8 protein-coding genes and 1 pseudogene are annotated in these 17,667 nt (G+C 35.3%); all 9 read left to right on the top strand.

From position 1 onward, the window contains the following. The first annotated feature begins 109 nt into the window (after positions 1-109). The 9 genes and pseudogenes from IEV10_RS03640 to IEV10_RS03605 all read left to right on the top strand — a co-directional run bounded on the left by IEV10_RS03640 (position 110) and on the right by IEV10_RS03605 (position 17,663). Positions 110-5,923 carry an HYR domain-containing protein gene (locus IEV10_RS03640; protein ID WP_188373331.1) on the top strand — a complete coding sequence of 1,938 codons (5,814 nt, stop codon included), beginning with the start codon at positions 110-112 and terminating at the stop codon, positions 5,921-5,923. Between the two features lie 28 nt (positions 5,924-5,951). Next, positions 5,952-6,731, top strand: a complete 780-nt coding sequence (locus IEV10_RS03635) for a T9SS type A sorting domain-containing protein (protein ID WP_188373330.1) — start codon at positions 5,952-5,954, stop codon at positions 6,729-6,731. 332 nt (positions 6,732-7,063) lie between these two features. Then, the gene (locus tag IEV10_RS03630) at positions 7,064-8,020 is read left to right on the top strand and encodes a polysaccharide lyase family 7 protein (RefSeq protein WP_188373329.1); all 957 of its coding nucleotides are present in this window, start codon (positions 7,064-7,066) and stop codon (positions 8,018-8,020) included. 13 nt (positions 8,021-8,033) lie between these two features. After that, on the top strand, positions 8,034-9,974 hold the full coding sequence (locus IEV10_RS03625) for a T9SS type A sorting domain-containing protein (RefSeq protein ID WP_188373328.1): 1,941 nt from the start codon (positions 8,034-8,036) through the stop codon (positions 9,972-9,974). 105 nt (positions 9,975-10,079) lie between these two features. Then, positions 10,080-11,072 (top strand): annotated as a pseudogene (locus IEV10_RS14445) (polysaccharide lyase family 7 protein); the annotation flags it as partial. Positions 11,073-11,102: 30 nt separating this feature from the next. Then, on the top strand, positions 11,103-12,092 hold the full coding sequence (locus IEV10_RS14440; protein WP_371862931.1) for a polysaccharide lyase family 7 protein: 990 nt from the start codon (positions 11,103-11,105) through the stop codon (positions 12,090-12,092). A gap of 45 nt (positions 12,093-12,137) precedes the next feature. Further along, a complete protein-coding gene (locus tag IEV10_RS03615) occupies positions 12,138-12,512 on the top strand; it encodes a cupin domain-containing protein (RefSeq protein WP_188373326.1) in 375 nt (124 codons plus the stop codon). Positions 12,513-12,851: 339 nt separating this feature from the next. Next, on the top strand, positions 12,852-16,067 hold the full coding sequence (locus IEV10_RS03610) for a SusC/RagA family TonB-linked outer membrane protein (protein ID WP_188373325.1): 3,216 nt from the start codon (positions 12,852-12,854) through the stop codon (positions 16,065-16,067). A gap of 6 nt (positions 16,068-16,073) precedes the next feature. Next, the gene (locus IEV10_RS03605) at positions 16,074-17,663 is read left to right on the top strand and encodes a RagB/SusD family nutrient uptake outer membrane protein (protein WP_188373324.1); all 1,590 of its coding nucleotides are present in this window, start codon (positions 16,074-16,076) and stop codon (positions 17,661-17,663) included. Positions 17,664-17,667 lie beyond the last annotated feature (4 nt).

Here is a 17,667-nt window from a genome sequence, read left to right as displayed (position 1 = left end):
TATCGTTACCATAAAGTCTACGTACCACTACGTAAAAATTAAGAGTTGTCACTTATTTCTTAAGCTATATCTCAGAGATAATTTTGTATATGATTTTAAACTTATAATCATGAAAATAAATACCCCTTTAGTTTTATGGCTTGTCATTGTATCGTTATGGCAAATCAATGTATCTGCACAAGACAGTCCATTTGTTAATTGTCGTGAAGACCGATCCTTTGCTTTAGGTGCTGATGGTACTCGAACCATTACATTTAGCCAGATAAGTAATGGTAGTGGTGCTTCTGCTGGAGAATCGGTTATCATACGTTCTATCAATCCTTCTTTCTTTGATTGTGATGATGTAGGTCCACAAACCGTGAGTCTTATTGTTCAGGACACCTCGGGTCAAAACGCATTTTGTAGTACTACTGTTTTTATTACAGATGGACAAGATCCTGTAATCACATGTCCAGATGATATCTTATTGGAATTACCCTTTGGTAATACGGAAACTATAGTGACCTATGATACCCCAACAGTGGTTGATTGTACCACAGAAACACCGAATGATTTTATACATTTAGGTGTCTATACCGATCCTGATGGAGATATACGTAACTACTATCTGTCTGATTTTCCTATACTATTAGAAGACGGTTTCAATGAAGCAAATCTCGCTGGTGGTAATCTTGTAACTGTCATTGATCAAGAACATAATGATTGGTTAAGAGAAGCTGTAAATTTTGTAACGGGAGCAACCAATGTTCAGGTGTTATTAGGATACACAGATCGATTTATTGAAGGTTCTTTTCTTTGGTATGCGGGTTCAGAAAATGACGGTTATGAGAATTGGGCTTCTGGCGAACCCAATAATTCTGGCAATGAAGATTATGCAGTCATGTTACCTAACGGAACATGGAATGATAGAAATGCAACTGTTGAAAGACGTTTTCTTATACAAATTGAAGGGCAATCTTCAGAAGCAACTCTTACTTCGGGCATCGCATCTGGCGGAACATTTCCAGTAGGTACTACCACCAACATGTTTGAAGTGACCGATGCCTATGGAAATATAGCTACCTGTTCTTTTGATGTGACTATAGAAGAAAATCCTGCTGAGACACTTGTTGTATTTGATGGAGGATTGACCATTCTCGATATCGAGACCCTTGATGATTTACAATTAACGATCGCTAATGATGGCACTACACTTTCTGTTAGTGGTTTATTAAGTCCAAATGTCATAGGTGCTACTCTACTCCCTGATGGAACTACGGTAACCGTACCTATAGCTGATATCACTTCGGGTATTACCATTGCAGGTATTGATGGGCAGGATAACGATGTTTCTTTTGCCAATGCACTCACCTTAAACGGAGCGGGTAATGATATTAACATAGGTGATTTTCAAATTAATACACAAAACTTCCCAATCACTGTAGGAGGAACCTTTGAAGTTACTGAATCTGAAGGTGTTCTCACAGGAGATACGACCATTAATGGGGCGATAGATTTTGATATAAATGGAAATTTTGCACCCAATGTAACGGGAGATACCGAAGCCAACTTTGATCAATTGATAGTCAATGGTACCGTGAATATAAGTAACGGTAATTTTACACCACAAGGAGGATTTACAGCGATACCCAATGAAGCTGAAATCATACTCATCAATAATGATGGTACTGATGCTATAAATGGAACGTTTAATGGATTGCCTGAAGGGAGTACGGTGACATTTGGTGACTATGAGGGTGTCTTAAGTTATGTAGGAGGGGATGGAAATGACCTGTCGCTTTTTAGAGATGCTACCCCACCAGTAATTAGTTGTCCAGATGACGTAACCATTGATTGTGCCGATGGCGCTGTAAGTGTATTCTCTACGGCTAGTACCGACACACCTATTAACATTACAGATAATAATAGCTTCTCTAGTACATTAAATGTAAGTAATCTCATTGATGACGCAGATGTATTAGATATTACCGTTGATTTAGCGATTGATCATACATGGACAGGAGATTTAACGATTAATCTAATCGCTCCTGGAGGTGAATCTGTAAATTTAATAGCAGATGGCCTAGCAGAATCTAGTGACTTAAGTTCAAGTTCCCCGATCACTTTTAGTGATGCAGCTGCTGTAGATGGCAATCTAATGGGGGAAGATACTGTGGGTAATGATGGGGTGATTTGTCAGGATGATGGTATTTGTGAATATCGTCCGATGGCAGGAACAGAAAATGCACAAGAACAGGATGTTTTTAAAGATTTTATAGATGAAATCATTACCAATGGAAGTCCGTTTGAAGGAAATTGGATCCTACAAGTCGCAGATAACGCACAAGGAGATGACGGCTTCTTAGGTTCGTGGCAAATCAATATTCAAGCCACCGATTCTACGGTAGATGGTACCGTAGATACAAATCCTTCTGAAACGGGAACAGCAACGGCAACAGATAATGCAGGGGCAGTAACGGTCACCTTTGATGATGTGGTGGTAGATGGCTGTGGGGTTTCAGAAGTAATTACACGAACGTGGACCGCGACCGATGAAATAGGAAATGAAAGTACCTGTGTACAAACCATTACCGTTACAGATACCAGGGCACCAGAACTCATTTCATGCCCAGAAGATATTGTCTTTGAACTGGCAGATGGAGATACCGAAGCCATGATTACCTACAATCTTCCAGAGGCTGTCGATATTTGCGGGGATGCTACGATTACACAAACAGCAGGACTTGCTTCCGGAGAACTGTTCCCGGAAGGGGTAACGACAAACACCTTCTCGATAACAGATGCCTGTGGCAATGAAGTGATTTGTGAATTTACAGTAACAGTTGCCACCCAAGAAACTTTAGTAAGTCTGGATGCTGGTGTGTTGACTATTGAAGACGTGGGATCCAACTCTGACGATAACATTACCTTATCTGATGATGGGACTACCTTAACCATAAGCAATCTAACATCTCCAATAGATACATCGGGTGCTGTTACAGAAATTTCAGATACTTCCGTAACCATTGCTTTAGCCGATATAACGAATGGAATCGTAATAACTACCGATGGGGGCACCAATACTGTGACCGTTGCAGCCTCTACAGCGACTGCAATTGATATTCAAGGAGACAATACTGCAACCATAGCACTAGATGCCATTGACACAGGTAGTTTAACGATTTCAGGTTTTACAGAAATTACAGATGTAGGTAGCCAAATTATAGTAACTGGAACTACCTCACTTACAAGTTCGGGACAAATTGCTATCAATGATGGAGAAGGAAGCCATGAATTTGATGGTACTGTTACACTAAGTGCGACCAGAGTTACCCTTTCCGCAGGAGCAGACCTTACGATGGGTGAAGTGACTATTTCAGCTAATGATCCGTTACAAAATTTCTTAATTGCTAATCCAGGAACCCTAACACTAGACGGTAACATAACGATTACTGACATCAACACCAATCTCTTTTTAGCGGGGAGTGGCGGTATTGACCAACAGAGTGGTATTATCAATAAAGGATTTTTAATACTACAAGGAAATGGTACGCCAAGTGCCACACTAGATCAACCCAATACGGTAGATGCTATAGCCGTAAGAAATCCATTTGTTACTACTGCAAGTGCCTTAGCAAATCTTTCGTTTACCAATGCAACGGATACCTTTTTAGCCGACATTTACGTAGATGAGTTTACCCTAACAGCACCGAAATTTGATTTGGAGCCTGGTTTTACAGAGATTGTCAAAAATGGTACAGGAGAGAGTAACTTCAATGCAGATATGGAGGTCATTTCAAGTAGTAACGGAACGGTTCTTTTTAATCACAATGCAGGAACCATTAATTTTAATGGAGAAAACAATAATCTTAATGGGAGAATGACCTATAACGGTGCGACTGGTACCGTGACTAACTTCAACAGTGATGTCACTGATTTACCAGTAGGAGGACCTGGTAAAAGCTTCACTTTTGGATTCCTAAATAATACGACCGGTACTATAGATATTGGAGATTTATCGGTAGATATCTTAAATGAAGCCAATTTCTTTGGTGTCAACACACTTATGACCGGTTTTCCATTCCTAAACGGTGGCCCTACAACCATTTCTGATAATGCAACGATTACTCCGGGTGGAGGTACTTTTGGTCTGAGATATAATTTTGAAGATCTTATCATGAATACGGGAGCTACGTTTGCCCCTTATATCGTTGGAGATAGTACATTTGATTTTGACTCGTTAGAAGCAGAGAATGTAACGTTAAATGACGCCAATTTAGCACCCACAGGTGGGTTTATAGCACAAACAGCTGGCGAACTCATTATCGTTAATAATACAGGTGCAAATCCGGTATTGGGTATCTTTAATGGATTCCCAGAAGGAGCATCTATATCTTTTGGAAATTACAATGGAATTATCAGTTATGTAGGTGGGGATGGAAATGATATTACCCTCTCTCCTGATCCTGACAACCTGACAACAGTTTTAATTAGTGAATATCAACCACTATTCTCTCCTTCAAGTAATCCACAAACTATTGAGATTTTTGGGGCTGCTGGAAGCGTATTTGAAGGTACCTTTGTCGTGATAGAAGGTGATTTTGATAATGACCCAGGACCAGGTACTGTCGTAAGTGCTGACACCTTTTCAGGTACATTTGATGCCAATGGTTTATTAACCACTACCATTCCTAATATAAATAACCCTTCTCATACAGTAGTCTTAACTACTTCATTTACTGGTACTGTAGATTCTGGAAATGATGATGGAACTGATATTGATACGGATAATGACGGAGTAGCCGATGACCTATCTGCCTTTGGGTTAATTCTCGATGCGATAGGTGTAGGTGATGGAGGTATTTGTTGCCCAGTAGATAGATTATACGGAACTGATTTTGGAGGCATCGATCTACCAAGCATTGGTGGTATTCCTGGGTCTATCTTTAGAGATGCTAGTAATGGGGATTTCTTCCAAATATCTGATACATCTGGTAACATCTTTGATAATACAGGTGCTACAGTTGGCGCATCGATTTTTGATATAACCCCTACCTTAAATGGTACCTTTGGAAACATTAATCCTGCTACTATTATAGTTTTAGATATTCAAGTCTATTTACAAGGAGCAAGTTTAAATCCAAACATTGGTCAAGAAAGCTTGATGCGAGATGATTTAAGAGTAGCAGGATTATTACCAACGACAAGTCCTTATGGAGATGGATTAACTGCCACTTTTCCTAATGGAGAGCCTAATAATAACATAGTGGATTGGGTTTGGGTTGAGTTGAGAGATGCAACAGACAATACTTTAGTTGTTGATGCACAATCGGCTTTATTACAACGCGATGGTGATGTTGTAAAAACCGATGGGACAAATGGTTTAAATTTTGCTATACCATCTGATAATTACTATGTAGTTGTGAAACATCGTAATCATTTAGGAATAATGAGCACTACTCCAATAGCATTGAATAGTAGCCCAACAACAGTTGACTTCACAGATGCCGTTAACCCAATTACTTTTGGTACAGGTGCCCAGACAACAATAGGTATGCCAACTGGTGTCTTAGGCATGTGGGCTGGCGATACAGATGGTGATGGTGAGATTAGTTTTGCTAATGATGGTAATAGTATTCTTTTCGAAGTACTATTCGACCCAGCTAATACTTCCTTTAGTTCATTGTTTACAGGCGCAGATGATTATTATGATGGCGATATGGACCTTAATAGTAATGCCTCTTTTCAAGATGACTTAAACAATCTATTATTTAATGTATTGTTCCATCCATCTAATAGTTCATTTAGCTCATTGTTCACATTTAGTGAGCAACTACCTACAGTAAGCACTATCAGAATATTAGATACAGAGGTTCTTGAGCGCCGAGCTTATATGCAAGAGATGCTTCAGGAAGTACAAAAACTAATAGAAAACAACAATTAATAACCTACACTTTATAAAGACAATAATCATGAAACAATTATATAAATTACCAATAGTATTAAGCTTATTATTTACAGTGACAATAAGCTCACAAAATATTCAATACGATTTACGCTGTAGTGGCGATGGAAGTAGTTACGAGATTTATGTTAGCAGAGATGCCAATACAAGTTTTCCATTTGCTTTAGGAAGTTCAACAATTACTTTAATATTACCAACAGGTAGTTCACGAACTATAGCATTTACAAGTGAGTCAGTAGCTACATATAGTCAGCAACCAGCTATTATAGATGGTAATAGTTCAGGGAATGATTTTTATCCCTTTACTAGCTCAGGAGGTGCGCAAACAACATTAACAGCAGATACTCCGGTATTATGGTTGACTTTGACTCCATCAGATGGTACTAATCAAGATGCAAGATTGTTTATTAATGGTACAGACCCGAGTGATTTAGGAGGTGTAAATGCATCTAATACATTTACAACTATTTCAGCATCAGGAATAGTAAATGAGTATTCTAGTAATGTAAGTGATGTTGTGGTAAACTGTTCAAGTTTATCAACAGATGATTTTGATAAGATATCAAATGAGTTATCCATTTATCCAAATCCATTCACAGATACTCTTCTTATAGAATCGAATGTAGATATAGAAAACGTAGAAATATATGACGTAAAAGGGAAAAGAGTATTTAACAATAACAATGGAAAAAGAGAAATATCAGTAGGCCATTTACAAAAGGGCTTGTATTTAATGAAGGTATACTACCAAGGTGGAATAAAAACAAAACGAGTCATAAAAAAATAATAATTAACTCTTAATCGGTTTAGTTTATAGGCCACTAGATTTTAATTAAAATACAACTGTTGTACTAATCTTAGGGGGAATTATAGCAATAGTTAGATAGACTTCCATATTTTTTTCATAATTTATTATAGGAGTCATTGTAGTTAGAACCCATAGTCAAAACTATGGGTTCTGTTTTTTTGCTCCCCTTCATACCATAACCTCGAGCCAAATAAATGAATTAATAGATTCTCTAAAAGAGAACATCATCCTAAACTCTTAGTAATGCAAAATTTGTCTATTAAATAAATATTGCTATTTTTGGTAAACCAATCTGGTAAACCAATTTTAAAATGAAACAATATTATTACAACCTAAAATATTTGATATTGGCATTTATGTCAGTGATAATAGTAAGTTGTTCTGATAAAAATGAAGAAACCATAACCCCTAATGGTAGTGATACTAACCCTGAAAATCCTGATGGTAATGATGTTTCTTCAAATAATGATAACAATGAAGTGTATGCCGATATAGATTTTTCTAACTGGAAAGTTACATTACCAGTTGATGAAAACAATAATGGTAAGCCAGATGAATATCAGCCTGAAGCACTTAAAAATTATGGTTATCAGACTTTAGAGCCGGTTATGCCTTTTATGTATGATGATACTGATGACAGCTCCTTAATATTCTATACCTATCCAGAATCCTCTACAACAAATAGCTCTTATTCCAGAACCGAACTGAGAGAACTCATAAATCCTAGCAATTCAAAAGAAAATTGGACACTTTTAGAAGGTGGAGAAATGACTGGGCGTTTAAAAGTTAAAGAGGTCTCAGAAAATAATAGTTCAAATTATGATTATCATAGGATTATAGTCATGCAAATACATGGTATTATTTCTGAAGAAGATGTTAATACCAATAGCTTTAACAGCAATAACGGTCCACCACTTATAAAGATATACTGGGTAGACGGTTATGTCTGGTGCCATAAAAAGTCATTAGTAGATGAAAACACCACAGGCAATGACTTGATACAGCCATATTCTAGTTCTAATAATCTATGGACTGATGATAAAGATAATTTAGGATATGTAGGTTATGATGCTTTTGATTTTAGAATTACTGCTTCAGATGCAAAAATTGAGGTACAACTAAACGACGATATTCCTATCATATATCAAGATATTAGTTTAGATAAATGGCGATATGAAAACTATTTTAAAGCAGGAAACTATTTAATCACAACAGATGCTAATGCATTTTCTTATGTAAAATACTATAATTTAAGTCTAACTCATTAAAAAATAATTAACTATGGAAATTTCTACACAACGCCTTTTTATTACATTTATATTGATGGCGATAGGCCTTCAATTAACTGCTGCCACAGTTACATGGGATGGAGGTGGAGATGGCACCAGCTGGACAGATCCTTTAAACTGGGACACTGATGCCTTACCAACAGCAGCTGATGATGTTGACCTAAATGGAGCTACAGTTGTTTTATCTGCAAATACGACTGTGCAACGCGTATTGGTTGACGGAAACTTAACGATTAATATAGGTATCACTTTGACGATTAGTGGATTTTCTGGAGGCGATGATGGTTTAGAAGTTCAATCTTCAGCAACAGTTAATAATAACGGTACGATAGCAATTTCAAATATCGATATTACTAGTACAGATGCAGACGCGCTTTATAATAGAGGAACATTTACCAATAATGGCACTATTACAGTAGATGGGTCAGGTCAACATGGTATTTACCTTCAAGGTGGGACTTTTACCAATGCAGTAGGAGGCTCTATAACTGTTACAAATTATGGTCAATTTGATTCAGGAGGAGATGGTATCTATGCAGATGATACTGGAGGTACGATTTCTACATTAAATAATAATGGTACTATTACTGTCACTATGACTGGCGCCGATGACGGCATTTATATCAATGATGGTTCTGTAATTAATAATGCATCAATGATTACAATTGGTGGAGCATTAGGTGATAATGGAATTCGTATTGATGATGCTGGCACTTTTAATAATAACACTGGTGGTACATTAACCATTAATAGTACTCCTGATGATCAATTATTCCTCGATTTAACAGGGACATTTAGTAATACAGGATTAGTTAATTTGAACAATGCCGCTGATGTTGGATTATATGTTACAGACGATGGTGTATTCACAAATAATAATGCTGGAATAGTTAATGTTGACGGAGCTTCTAATTTTGCTATTCAAATTGATGCAAATGGAAATACTGCGAATATAGTTAATGTTGGCACTATCAATGTAATTGGCGGAAGTAATGATGGTGTTAGATTGCAAGAAAATGGCACATTTAATAATAATACAGGTGGTTTGTTAAGTATTACTAATGCTGGTGATGAAGGTATTCAAATAGATGACACAGCAACTCCCGTTAGTACATTTAACAATAGTGGATCAATTATTATTACAAGTTCTACAGACCATGCAATGGAAAACTTTGGAACATTTAATAATTTGACAGGGGGTTCATATCAAGCTTTAAATAGTACTGATGATGGCATAAGGATGAGAAATACTGCTGTTATTACTAATGATGGTGTAATTGACATAAGTGGTTCGGGTAGTGATGATATTGAAACTGAAGATCAAGTCTTTACAAATACGGCTAACGCTATTTATGCTATAGGGAATCCTATTGGTCAGATGGAAATAAGAGATAATTTCGATATGGGACCTGCAACGATTACGTTCGATATTACTGGTACAACTGCGGTTACCGAACATGACCAAATAGAAAATTTTTCATCACCTACAGCTTTAACTATTACTGGTGCAACTGCAAACTTAAACTGGGGCAGTTATATCCCGAGTGTTGGAGATACATTTAAGATAATAGATGGTTCTGGTCTTGTAACAGGCACATTTAGTACAGTTACAACTACAAATTCAGATATTGTAACAACTATAAATTATTCTGCTGATGAGGTAGAAGTTGAAGTTATTGATGTTTTGTCTATTAATCAAAATGTTTTAAATAATACGGTTGTGCATCCAAACCCAACTAAAGATATTTTAAATATCCAGACAAATTATGTCGCAATAAACTCGATTAGTATTTACGATATGTTAGGAAAAGAGGTGCTGTTTACTAAAGACGTTAATAACAGTATTGATATCTCTAATCTTAAAAGTGGTATTTATTTAATTAAAATAACAACAAACGAGGCTAGTGTCACTAAAAAAATAGTGAAAGAATAATATTCAAATACTTAAAAAGGCATCAACTTACAACTGTGAATTGATGCCTTTTTGTTTAGCTTTAAACTTTCAGTCAAAATCTATTTGATTAATAATTTATAGTCTATGAATTTTAAAAAATCTAAATCAATTTTTATCTATTGTTTTTTATTAGGTGCTATTTTATCCTTTAACAGTTGTGCTGAAAATAAAAAGCAAAAACCAAATGATATCATTCCTTTTTTTCAGCATTGGAATTTAATCTTGGGTGATGGCTCAAATGTAGGACAAGCAATAGACTATAATAATAAAGATTTCTTTTACACTAAGCATGATGAGAATCAAGACTGGGTGGTTTTTAAGACACCCAATGCAGGAAATACCCATGGCACATCTAATAATACCCGAACGGAATTAGCACAATTAAAAAAGTGGTCTCCAATGACTAAGGCCTCAATGGATGCTACCCTTAAGGTAATGAACGTAGCTACTACTGGCGATGCACGTGTTGCTTCGACTTTTTCAGTGGTTGTTGGTCAAATCCATAGTGCAGACGGACATGAGAACGAGCCTCTAAAGATATTTTATAAAAAATTTCCAGGTCATACTAAAGGTTCTGTTTTTTGGAATTACGAAATCAATACAAAAGGTAATGATAATTCCGGACGGTGGGATTACTCCTATCCTATTTGGGGCTATGATTTTTCTGTTGTTGGTAACGATAAAAACAACTACCCACCAGAACCAGAAGATGGGATTGCTCTAGGTGAAGAATTCAGTTATAAAGTTGAAGTAAATAAAGGAATAATGACACTAACATTTACTAGTGAAGGTCATCAAACAAAAACATTTACTAAAAACCTCATATCCTCAGAATATGCAGAACGTTCAAATATGCCAGAACAAGTTGAAAATTTATTTGTTCCAATAGGACAAGATGGTATTGAACGTGAAAAAGCCTACTTGGGTGAAGGCCTATTTTTTAAGCTGGGTTCTTACAATCAAACCAACGGAAAAGATCCTAAAGTTAATAAAGTTTGGTGTTCAGGTGCTGAAACTCATGATGGCGATATCCAAAAACAATATGCTGATGGCAACTATGCGGAGGTTTGGTTTAAATCAGCAGGTATTACTATTAGTGATGATGCCATCTCTAATGAAGGTTACTTTCGAGCCAATGACGGTTTAAGTACAAAAACAGTATACCCAAGTGAAGTAATTCCTTTTATGGATAAATTTAAAATGTTAATGGGTGATGGAACCAATGTTGATAATCTAGTTGAGTTTGAAGATAAAGATTTTTTCTACACCGTCATTGATGGCACAAGGCGTTGGGTAGTTTATAAAACACCTAACTCCGGTGTGACTTCAAAAAATTCTAGTAACACAAGAACAGAGTTACATGAAAAAAGAGAATGGACACCTGAAGAAGGTGGAAAACTAACCGGTACGTGTAAGGTTATGCAAGTCTCCGTTTCCGGTAATGCCAGAGTTGCTGCATCTTACTCTGTAGTTGTTGGGCAGATTCATAGTGGAGCAGGTCATGAAAATGAGCCTTTAAAAATATTCTATAAGAAATTCCCAGGTCAAACAAAAGGATCTGTTTTTTGGAATTATGAAATTAATACTGAAGGCGAAGACAATTCTGGAAGGTGGGATTATTCAAGTGCTGTATGGGGTCATGATATGTCTGTTGTTGGAAAAGGTAAAAATGATTTTCCTTCAGAACCTGAAGATGGTATCGAGCTTGGTGAAGAATTTAGTTACGAAGTAAATGTGTATAAAGGTATTATGTATTTAACGTTTAAAAGTGAAGGTCATGAAACTAAAACATTTACTAAAAACTTGATTAAATCAGAATATGTAAATGAGTCAGATATACCTAATCAAACTAAAAAATTGTTTGTACCAATTGGTCAAGACGGAACAGAAAGGACAATAGCTTACAGTGGTGAACTTGGTTATTTTAAGCAAGGTGCTTACAACCAAACGAATGGTAAAGATCCTGAAAAGAACATGGTTTGGTGTGCAGGTGCAGAAACTTATGGAGGTGACATTATTAAGCAATATAAAAATGGTTGTTACGCAGAAGTTTGGTTTAGAGAAGCAACTGTAGGGCCTGGAACACCTCAAAAATAGTTAATAGACAAGAGTTATAATTTATAAAGAAGAGAATATATAATTATGAAACGATTTAGCGAAAAGTATATCATAACAAAAGACATAGAATGGGAAAACCTTGGTGGAGGTGTGTCAAGAAAGTTTTTGGGTTACGATAACCAAATCATGATGGTAAGAGTCAAGTTTAACAAAGGGGCATTGGGTGCACCTCATCAACATTTTCATACACAAGCAACCTTTTGCGTTTCAGGCAAGTTTGAATTTGAAATTGATGGCCAAAAAAAGATTGTAGAAGCAGGAGATGGTGTATATATAGAACCTAACTTAATACATAGTGCAGTTTGTCTAGAAGAGGGTGAGTTAATTGACACTTTTAGTCCAGTAAGAGAGGACTTTTTAAGTGGCGACAAGGTCTCTTATTTTGGAGATAAAGACTGATAGTAACAATCTGAAATATCTGTTAAAGTAGAATTTTACATCCTATTTTGAAGAATAATCATTATTTCTTAATTTTTTTAACAGAATAATATTTATAAACACTTGTTTTTAACAAAAGATTACATATATTTGGTTTACCAGATTGGTAAACCAATTTTAATATAACAAAAAAGATAAGCAAAAGCCTATCTTTTTAATCATACTTCTTTTGGAAGGGAAGTTAACTACTTTAAAAGCAATTATACTTAAAAATACAAAATCTTAAATTTCTAGTATAATAAGGTTTTTAAAAAATTGGTTAAAAGTGAATAATTTAAGATTAACTAAAAAAATCAATTTATGAGATTGAAAATCAAATGTATAGCAGTACTATTGCTACTATTCAACTCAGTAATCTACGCACAAAACACTTATGAAATTAAAGGTAAGGTTACTTCTGCAGTAGATAAAATGCCAATACCTGGCGTAAACATTCTTATTTTAAATACAACTAGAGGAACTTCAACAGATTTTGATGGAAACTTCTCTATTAAAGTAAGTAATGACGAGATATTACAGTTTTCTTTTCTTGGATATAAAACCCAAACACTTATAGTAAATGGTCAAAAACAACTATCAATTGTTTTAGAAGAAGACAGCAATGCTCTAGATGAGATTGTACTTATAGGTTATGGTGATCAAAAAGAAAAAAATGTAACAAGTGCCCTAACTAAAGTCTCTAGTAAAGATATAAAAGACCTTTCGGTTTCTCGTGTTGAAGATGCACTTCGAGGTAAAGTAGCTGGCTTAAGGATACAAACCGTAGCGTCCGAAGCTGGTGGTGATCCAAAAATAACATTGAGAGGTGTTGGCTCAATAACAGGCTCTTCTGCACCTTTAATAGTCATAGACGGAATAGTCATAGGTACAGATCCAGATATATTAGGCTCAATAGATAATAATAATGTTGAATCTATTAGTGTATTAAAAGATGCCTCGTCAGTATCTATATATGGTTCCCGAGGTGCAAACGGTGTAATTTTAATTACCTTAAAAGAAGGTGTGTCAGGTAAAACATCATTTTCGTTTAATACGTTTACAGGCTTCAGATATACTAAAAATAATGACAATTTTAATACATCCATTTCTGACGAAAGAACAAGGTTAAATGGCTTACAAAGCGTTGTTGACCAAATTTCGCCTAGCAGCCCCAATTTTACTAGAGTTACAAACGATTATAATGTAGCTTATGCAGAGCTTGAGGCAATGGAATTTATTGCATCTCTTGGTGATGGTGAAAAAAATTGGCAAGATGAAATTTTTACAGGAGGTATTATACAAAATCATTCTTTTTTAGCAACAGGAGGTACTGAGTTAACAAAATACTCTGCATCCGTTGGATATCTTAATGATGAGGGTGTCGCACTAAAGGATAATTTTCAAAAGATTAACGCTAGAATTAAGATAGATAGTAAGTCAAAAAATAGAAAAATAAAGTTTGGAGGTAACTTACGTGCTAATTTTAATGACCAAGTTAGATTACCTTCTAGGTTTACAGATCCTCTAAGACAATACGGACATATACCTCTTTTTTTAAATGCAAATCATCTTAATTACATTACTCAGGGAAGTCCAGGTGATGCTGGTTCGCAATTTGAAAATATAGGTGTTGGTAGTTATGGATTTTCTAGAGCTTTTGATCATGTTTTTTTAGTCGACCCTGATAATCCACGGTCTATATTAAGAGATCCAGCTACTGGGTTACCTGTAGCAAGCCCACTCCAATCTGGAGGTTTGACCCTATCAACTACAAGAAACGTTCATCCACTAGTACATTTCTTAGAACGATCTAGAGTGAAAAAGCAATTTACCCTAAACGCAGCCGCTTATATCGATTTTAAATTAGCAAAAGGACTTACATTCAGACAGACATTATCGGGTGTTTTTAGACATACCAAAAATAACGATGCAGATTTCTTTTTTGGACAAGAAAATAGAGAGCAAGAAGCATTTAGAAACGAAAGACGAAGTGAAAGAAATCAATTTATTGTTGAGTCCCTTTTGAGATATAATAAATCCTTTGGAAAACACAATGTCAATTCATTACTTGGTTTTGAGTTTACCCAACGAGATTTTTTCTATCAAGAATCTGAAGCAGTAGGATTTACAGACGACTTTAACACCAATATTGCACTTGCTGATAACGGAACCACATTTACGGATAATGCCAGTGAAAAATTAGTATCTTATTTTGCAAGATTGGAGTACAATTACGATGAAAAATATCTTTTGCAGGTTACTGCACGTACAGATGGTAGTACCAGATTTGGGCCAAATAATAGATTTGGTTTTTTCCCTTCAGCATCAGCAGGGTGGATTTTATCTAACGAAGAGTTTTTATCATCAAGCGACTTTATATCGTTCTTAAAATTAAGAGCCAGTTACGGTATTTCAGGAGCTAATGAAATATCCAATAATATATTTGAATCTTTATACAGGTTTGAACAAACATTTAATACAATTGGTTACAACGGGGAGCCTGGTGTTAAACCAGTAGCTTTAGGTAATTCAAATCTTGGTTGGGAAAAATTAATAGAATTTAATCCAGGCGTAGATGTGACATTTGGTAGGGGTCTTTTAAGTTTATCTTTAGACTATTACAGAAGAACTAGTGAAGATTTAATTTTATTTGCACCAATAGCAGGAGTTTATGGGGTTGACAATTTATTGCAAAATCTTGGTAAAGTAAAAAATGAAGGTTTTGAAATTGAATTAAATTCTAGACTATATTCAAGTGAAAAAGTTAGATGGTCAGCTTCTGGACAATTCTCTTTAAATAGAAATGAAGTTCTTAGTTTAGGTAGCAATGAGCAAATCATCTCACGTATAGACCAAGACACTAGACCTACAGAGTTTATAGCAAGAGTAGGGCAACCAATAACATCTTTTTATGGTTGGGTATATGATAGAGAAGTACCTTTAGAATGGGTTGATAATCCTTTTAATAGATTTAACAATGATTTTGCAAGAGTATATGTTAAAGACTTAAACGGAGATGGAATTATTGATGATGAAGATAGAACAGAATTAGGTAATCCTTACCCAGATTTTACTTGGGGATTCAATTCAAATTTAACATTTCATAACTTTGATTTTTCTGTTCAGTTAGAAGGGTCTCATGGTGCTGAAGTAAGGGTTGCAGACCTAGATCAATTGTTTTACGCAAGTGAATCTGCTGCAAATCCAGTTTCTAACTTCCCAGATTTTGATTTAACTGTGCATAGAAGATTTACCGATGATCATATTCAAGATGCTTCTTATGTGACAGTAAGGAATATGATTTTAGGCTACACATTCCCAGAATCATTAACAAATAGCTTAAATATTGATAAGCTAAGAGTCTATGCTACTGGAGAAAATTTATTTTATTTTACTGCATCAGATTATGAAGGTTTTAATCCGGAAGCAGCAGGACAAACGTCTAATAATGCAAATACTGCTCTAACAGCAGGTTATCAAAGAGGTGATGGCCCAATAGTACGAACAATTTCACTAGGACTTAACTTACAATTCTAATTAATTATGAAAAGGATATATATAAATTTAATAGTAGTTTGTTTTTCTATTTCAGCTTTATTTACAAGTTGTGAAGAAGAACTAGATCTTACCAATCCAACTGCACTATCTTTAGAAGAGTTGTTGCAAACACAGAATGGTTTCGAATTATTAGCTAACGGTATTCTAGATTCTTATCAAAAAGTTCCTGCAAATGAGTTTTTATTAATTGAGTTAAGATCAGACAATTCAAGAGCAAATACAGAAAACGGAAATTTTCCAGAAATTGCCAGATATAATGTTGATCCAAATAATGGTGACGTAGCAACGTATTATTCAAACAATATGGCTACAATTTTTAGAGCTAATACAATTATAGATAATCGTTTTTTAGCTCCTGATGATTTACAATATACTGTTGGAGAAGCTTATTTCATGAGAGCATTATGCCACTTTAATTTAGTAAGGGCATATCAAAATGTACCTTATATAGACAAGGTTTTGGACCCTAATACTGATGAGGCTAGAGATTATCCTCAATTGCCAGAAGCTGAAGTATACGAAAAAATCATTGATGATTTCAGGACTTCAATTGCCTTTTTAAATGGCGCAGAACAAAATAGATATAGACCAACTGAAGGTGCTGCAATATGTCTAGCCGCTAAAGCTTATTTGAGTCAGCCAAATCCAAATTACGGTGAGGCAGAATTACTTTTGGCATCTGTAGTTGAAAATAATGGTTCTTTTGGTTATGATTTACTTTTTACAGAAAGAGATAATGCAGAGGACTTAACAGGAGATAATATAGTTACTGATAGAGAATACTTTGCTAATTTGGCTTTAGATTTTGGTAACATATTTGGTAACGACATACCTATAGAATTTAATGAAACCGACGGCGAAACTGTTTTAGTTGGCGAATGGTCAAATAATCCAGGACTTGAAATAAATGACGAAATTATTTTCTCTATCGCTTACGATTTAGTTAGTAGTGATAATTACTCGACAAGCGATAGTGGTTTAGATGATCAGGTAGAGACAGATTCTGAATCTTTTAGTTTTGCTATGACGCTTCAAGGGCCTTCAAACGGTGTTAATATAGCTACACTAGACCTTTTAAGTATCATGACTCCAGAATTGCAACCAGTTAGGTTTCCAGTTACTTTTAGATCAATTACCTATAACCCAGCTGAGATAACAAATGATACTTACACTTCAAAATTCCCAACTGATGGAGAAATCGGAGATAACGATTGGATTATTTTAAGATATGCAGACGTACTATTACTATACGCCGAAGCAATTTTAGCAGGAGGTGAGACTACCACAGACCAAAGAGCTATTGATGCTTATAATCAGGTAAGAGCTAGAGCTGGATTAGAAGAAGCATTTGGTATTTTATCTAAACAAGAACTTCTTGACGAACGCAGAGTTGAGCTAGTTTACGAAAACCAACGTCTATATGATTTAATTCGATTTGGAGAAGCAGATAATGTATTACAACAATTTTCAAATGAAAATAGTCTAAGTTATACAGCTGATAGAAAATACCTTCCTTTTCCACAAAGAGAAATAGATAATTTACCTGGTTTTTATACTCAAAATAACGGCTATTAAAATA

Origin of the sequence: Winogradskyella haliclonae (genome assembly GCF_014635865.1) — a bacterium.
GTDB classification, from domain to species: Bacteria; Bacteroidota; Bacteroidia; order Flavobacteriales; family Flavobacteriaceae; genus Winogradskyella; species Winogradskyella haliclonae.
The sequence above is the reverse complement of the archived record's forward strand: the minus strand, read 5'-3'. Positions and strand labels throughout refer to the sequence as shown.

Excerpts from the sequence above, each read along its gene's own strand:
- IEV10_RS03615 (WP_188373326.1), top strand. The coding sequence starts at position 12,138 with ATGAAACGATTTAGCGAAAAGTATATCATAACAAAAGACATAGAATGG.
- IEV10_RS03610 (WP_188373325.1), top strand. The coding sequence starts at position 12,852 with ATGAGATTGAAAATCAAATGTATAGCAGTACTATTGCTACTATTCAAC.
- IEV10_RS03630 (WP_188373329.1), top strand. The coding sequence starts at position 7,064 with ATGAAACAATATTATTACAACCTAAAATATTTGATATTGGCATTTATG.
- IEV10_RS03605 (WP_188373324.1), top strand. The coding sequence starts at position 16,074 with ATGAAAAGGATATATATAAATTTAATAGTAGTTTGTTTTTCTATTTCA.
- IEV10_RS03640 (WP_188373331.1), top strand. The coding sequence starts at position 110 with ATGAAAATAAATACCCCTTTAGTTTTATGGCTTGTCATTGTATCGTTA.
- IEV10_RS03635 (WP_188373330.1), top strand. The coding sequence starts at position 5,952 with ATGAAACAATTATATAAATTACCAATAGTATTAAGCTTATTATTTACA.
- IEV10_RS03625 (WP_188373328.1), top strand. The coding sequence starts at position 8,034 with ATGGAAATTTCTACACAACGCCTTTTTATTACATTTATATTGATGGCG.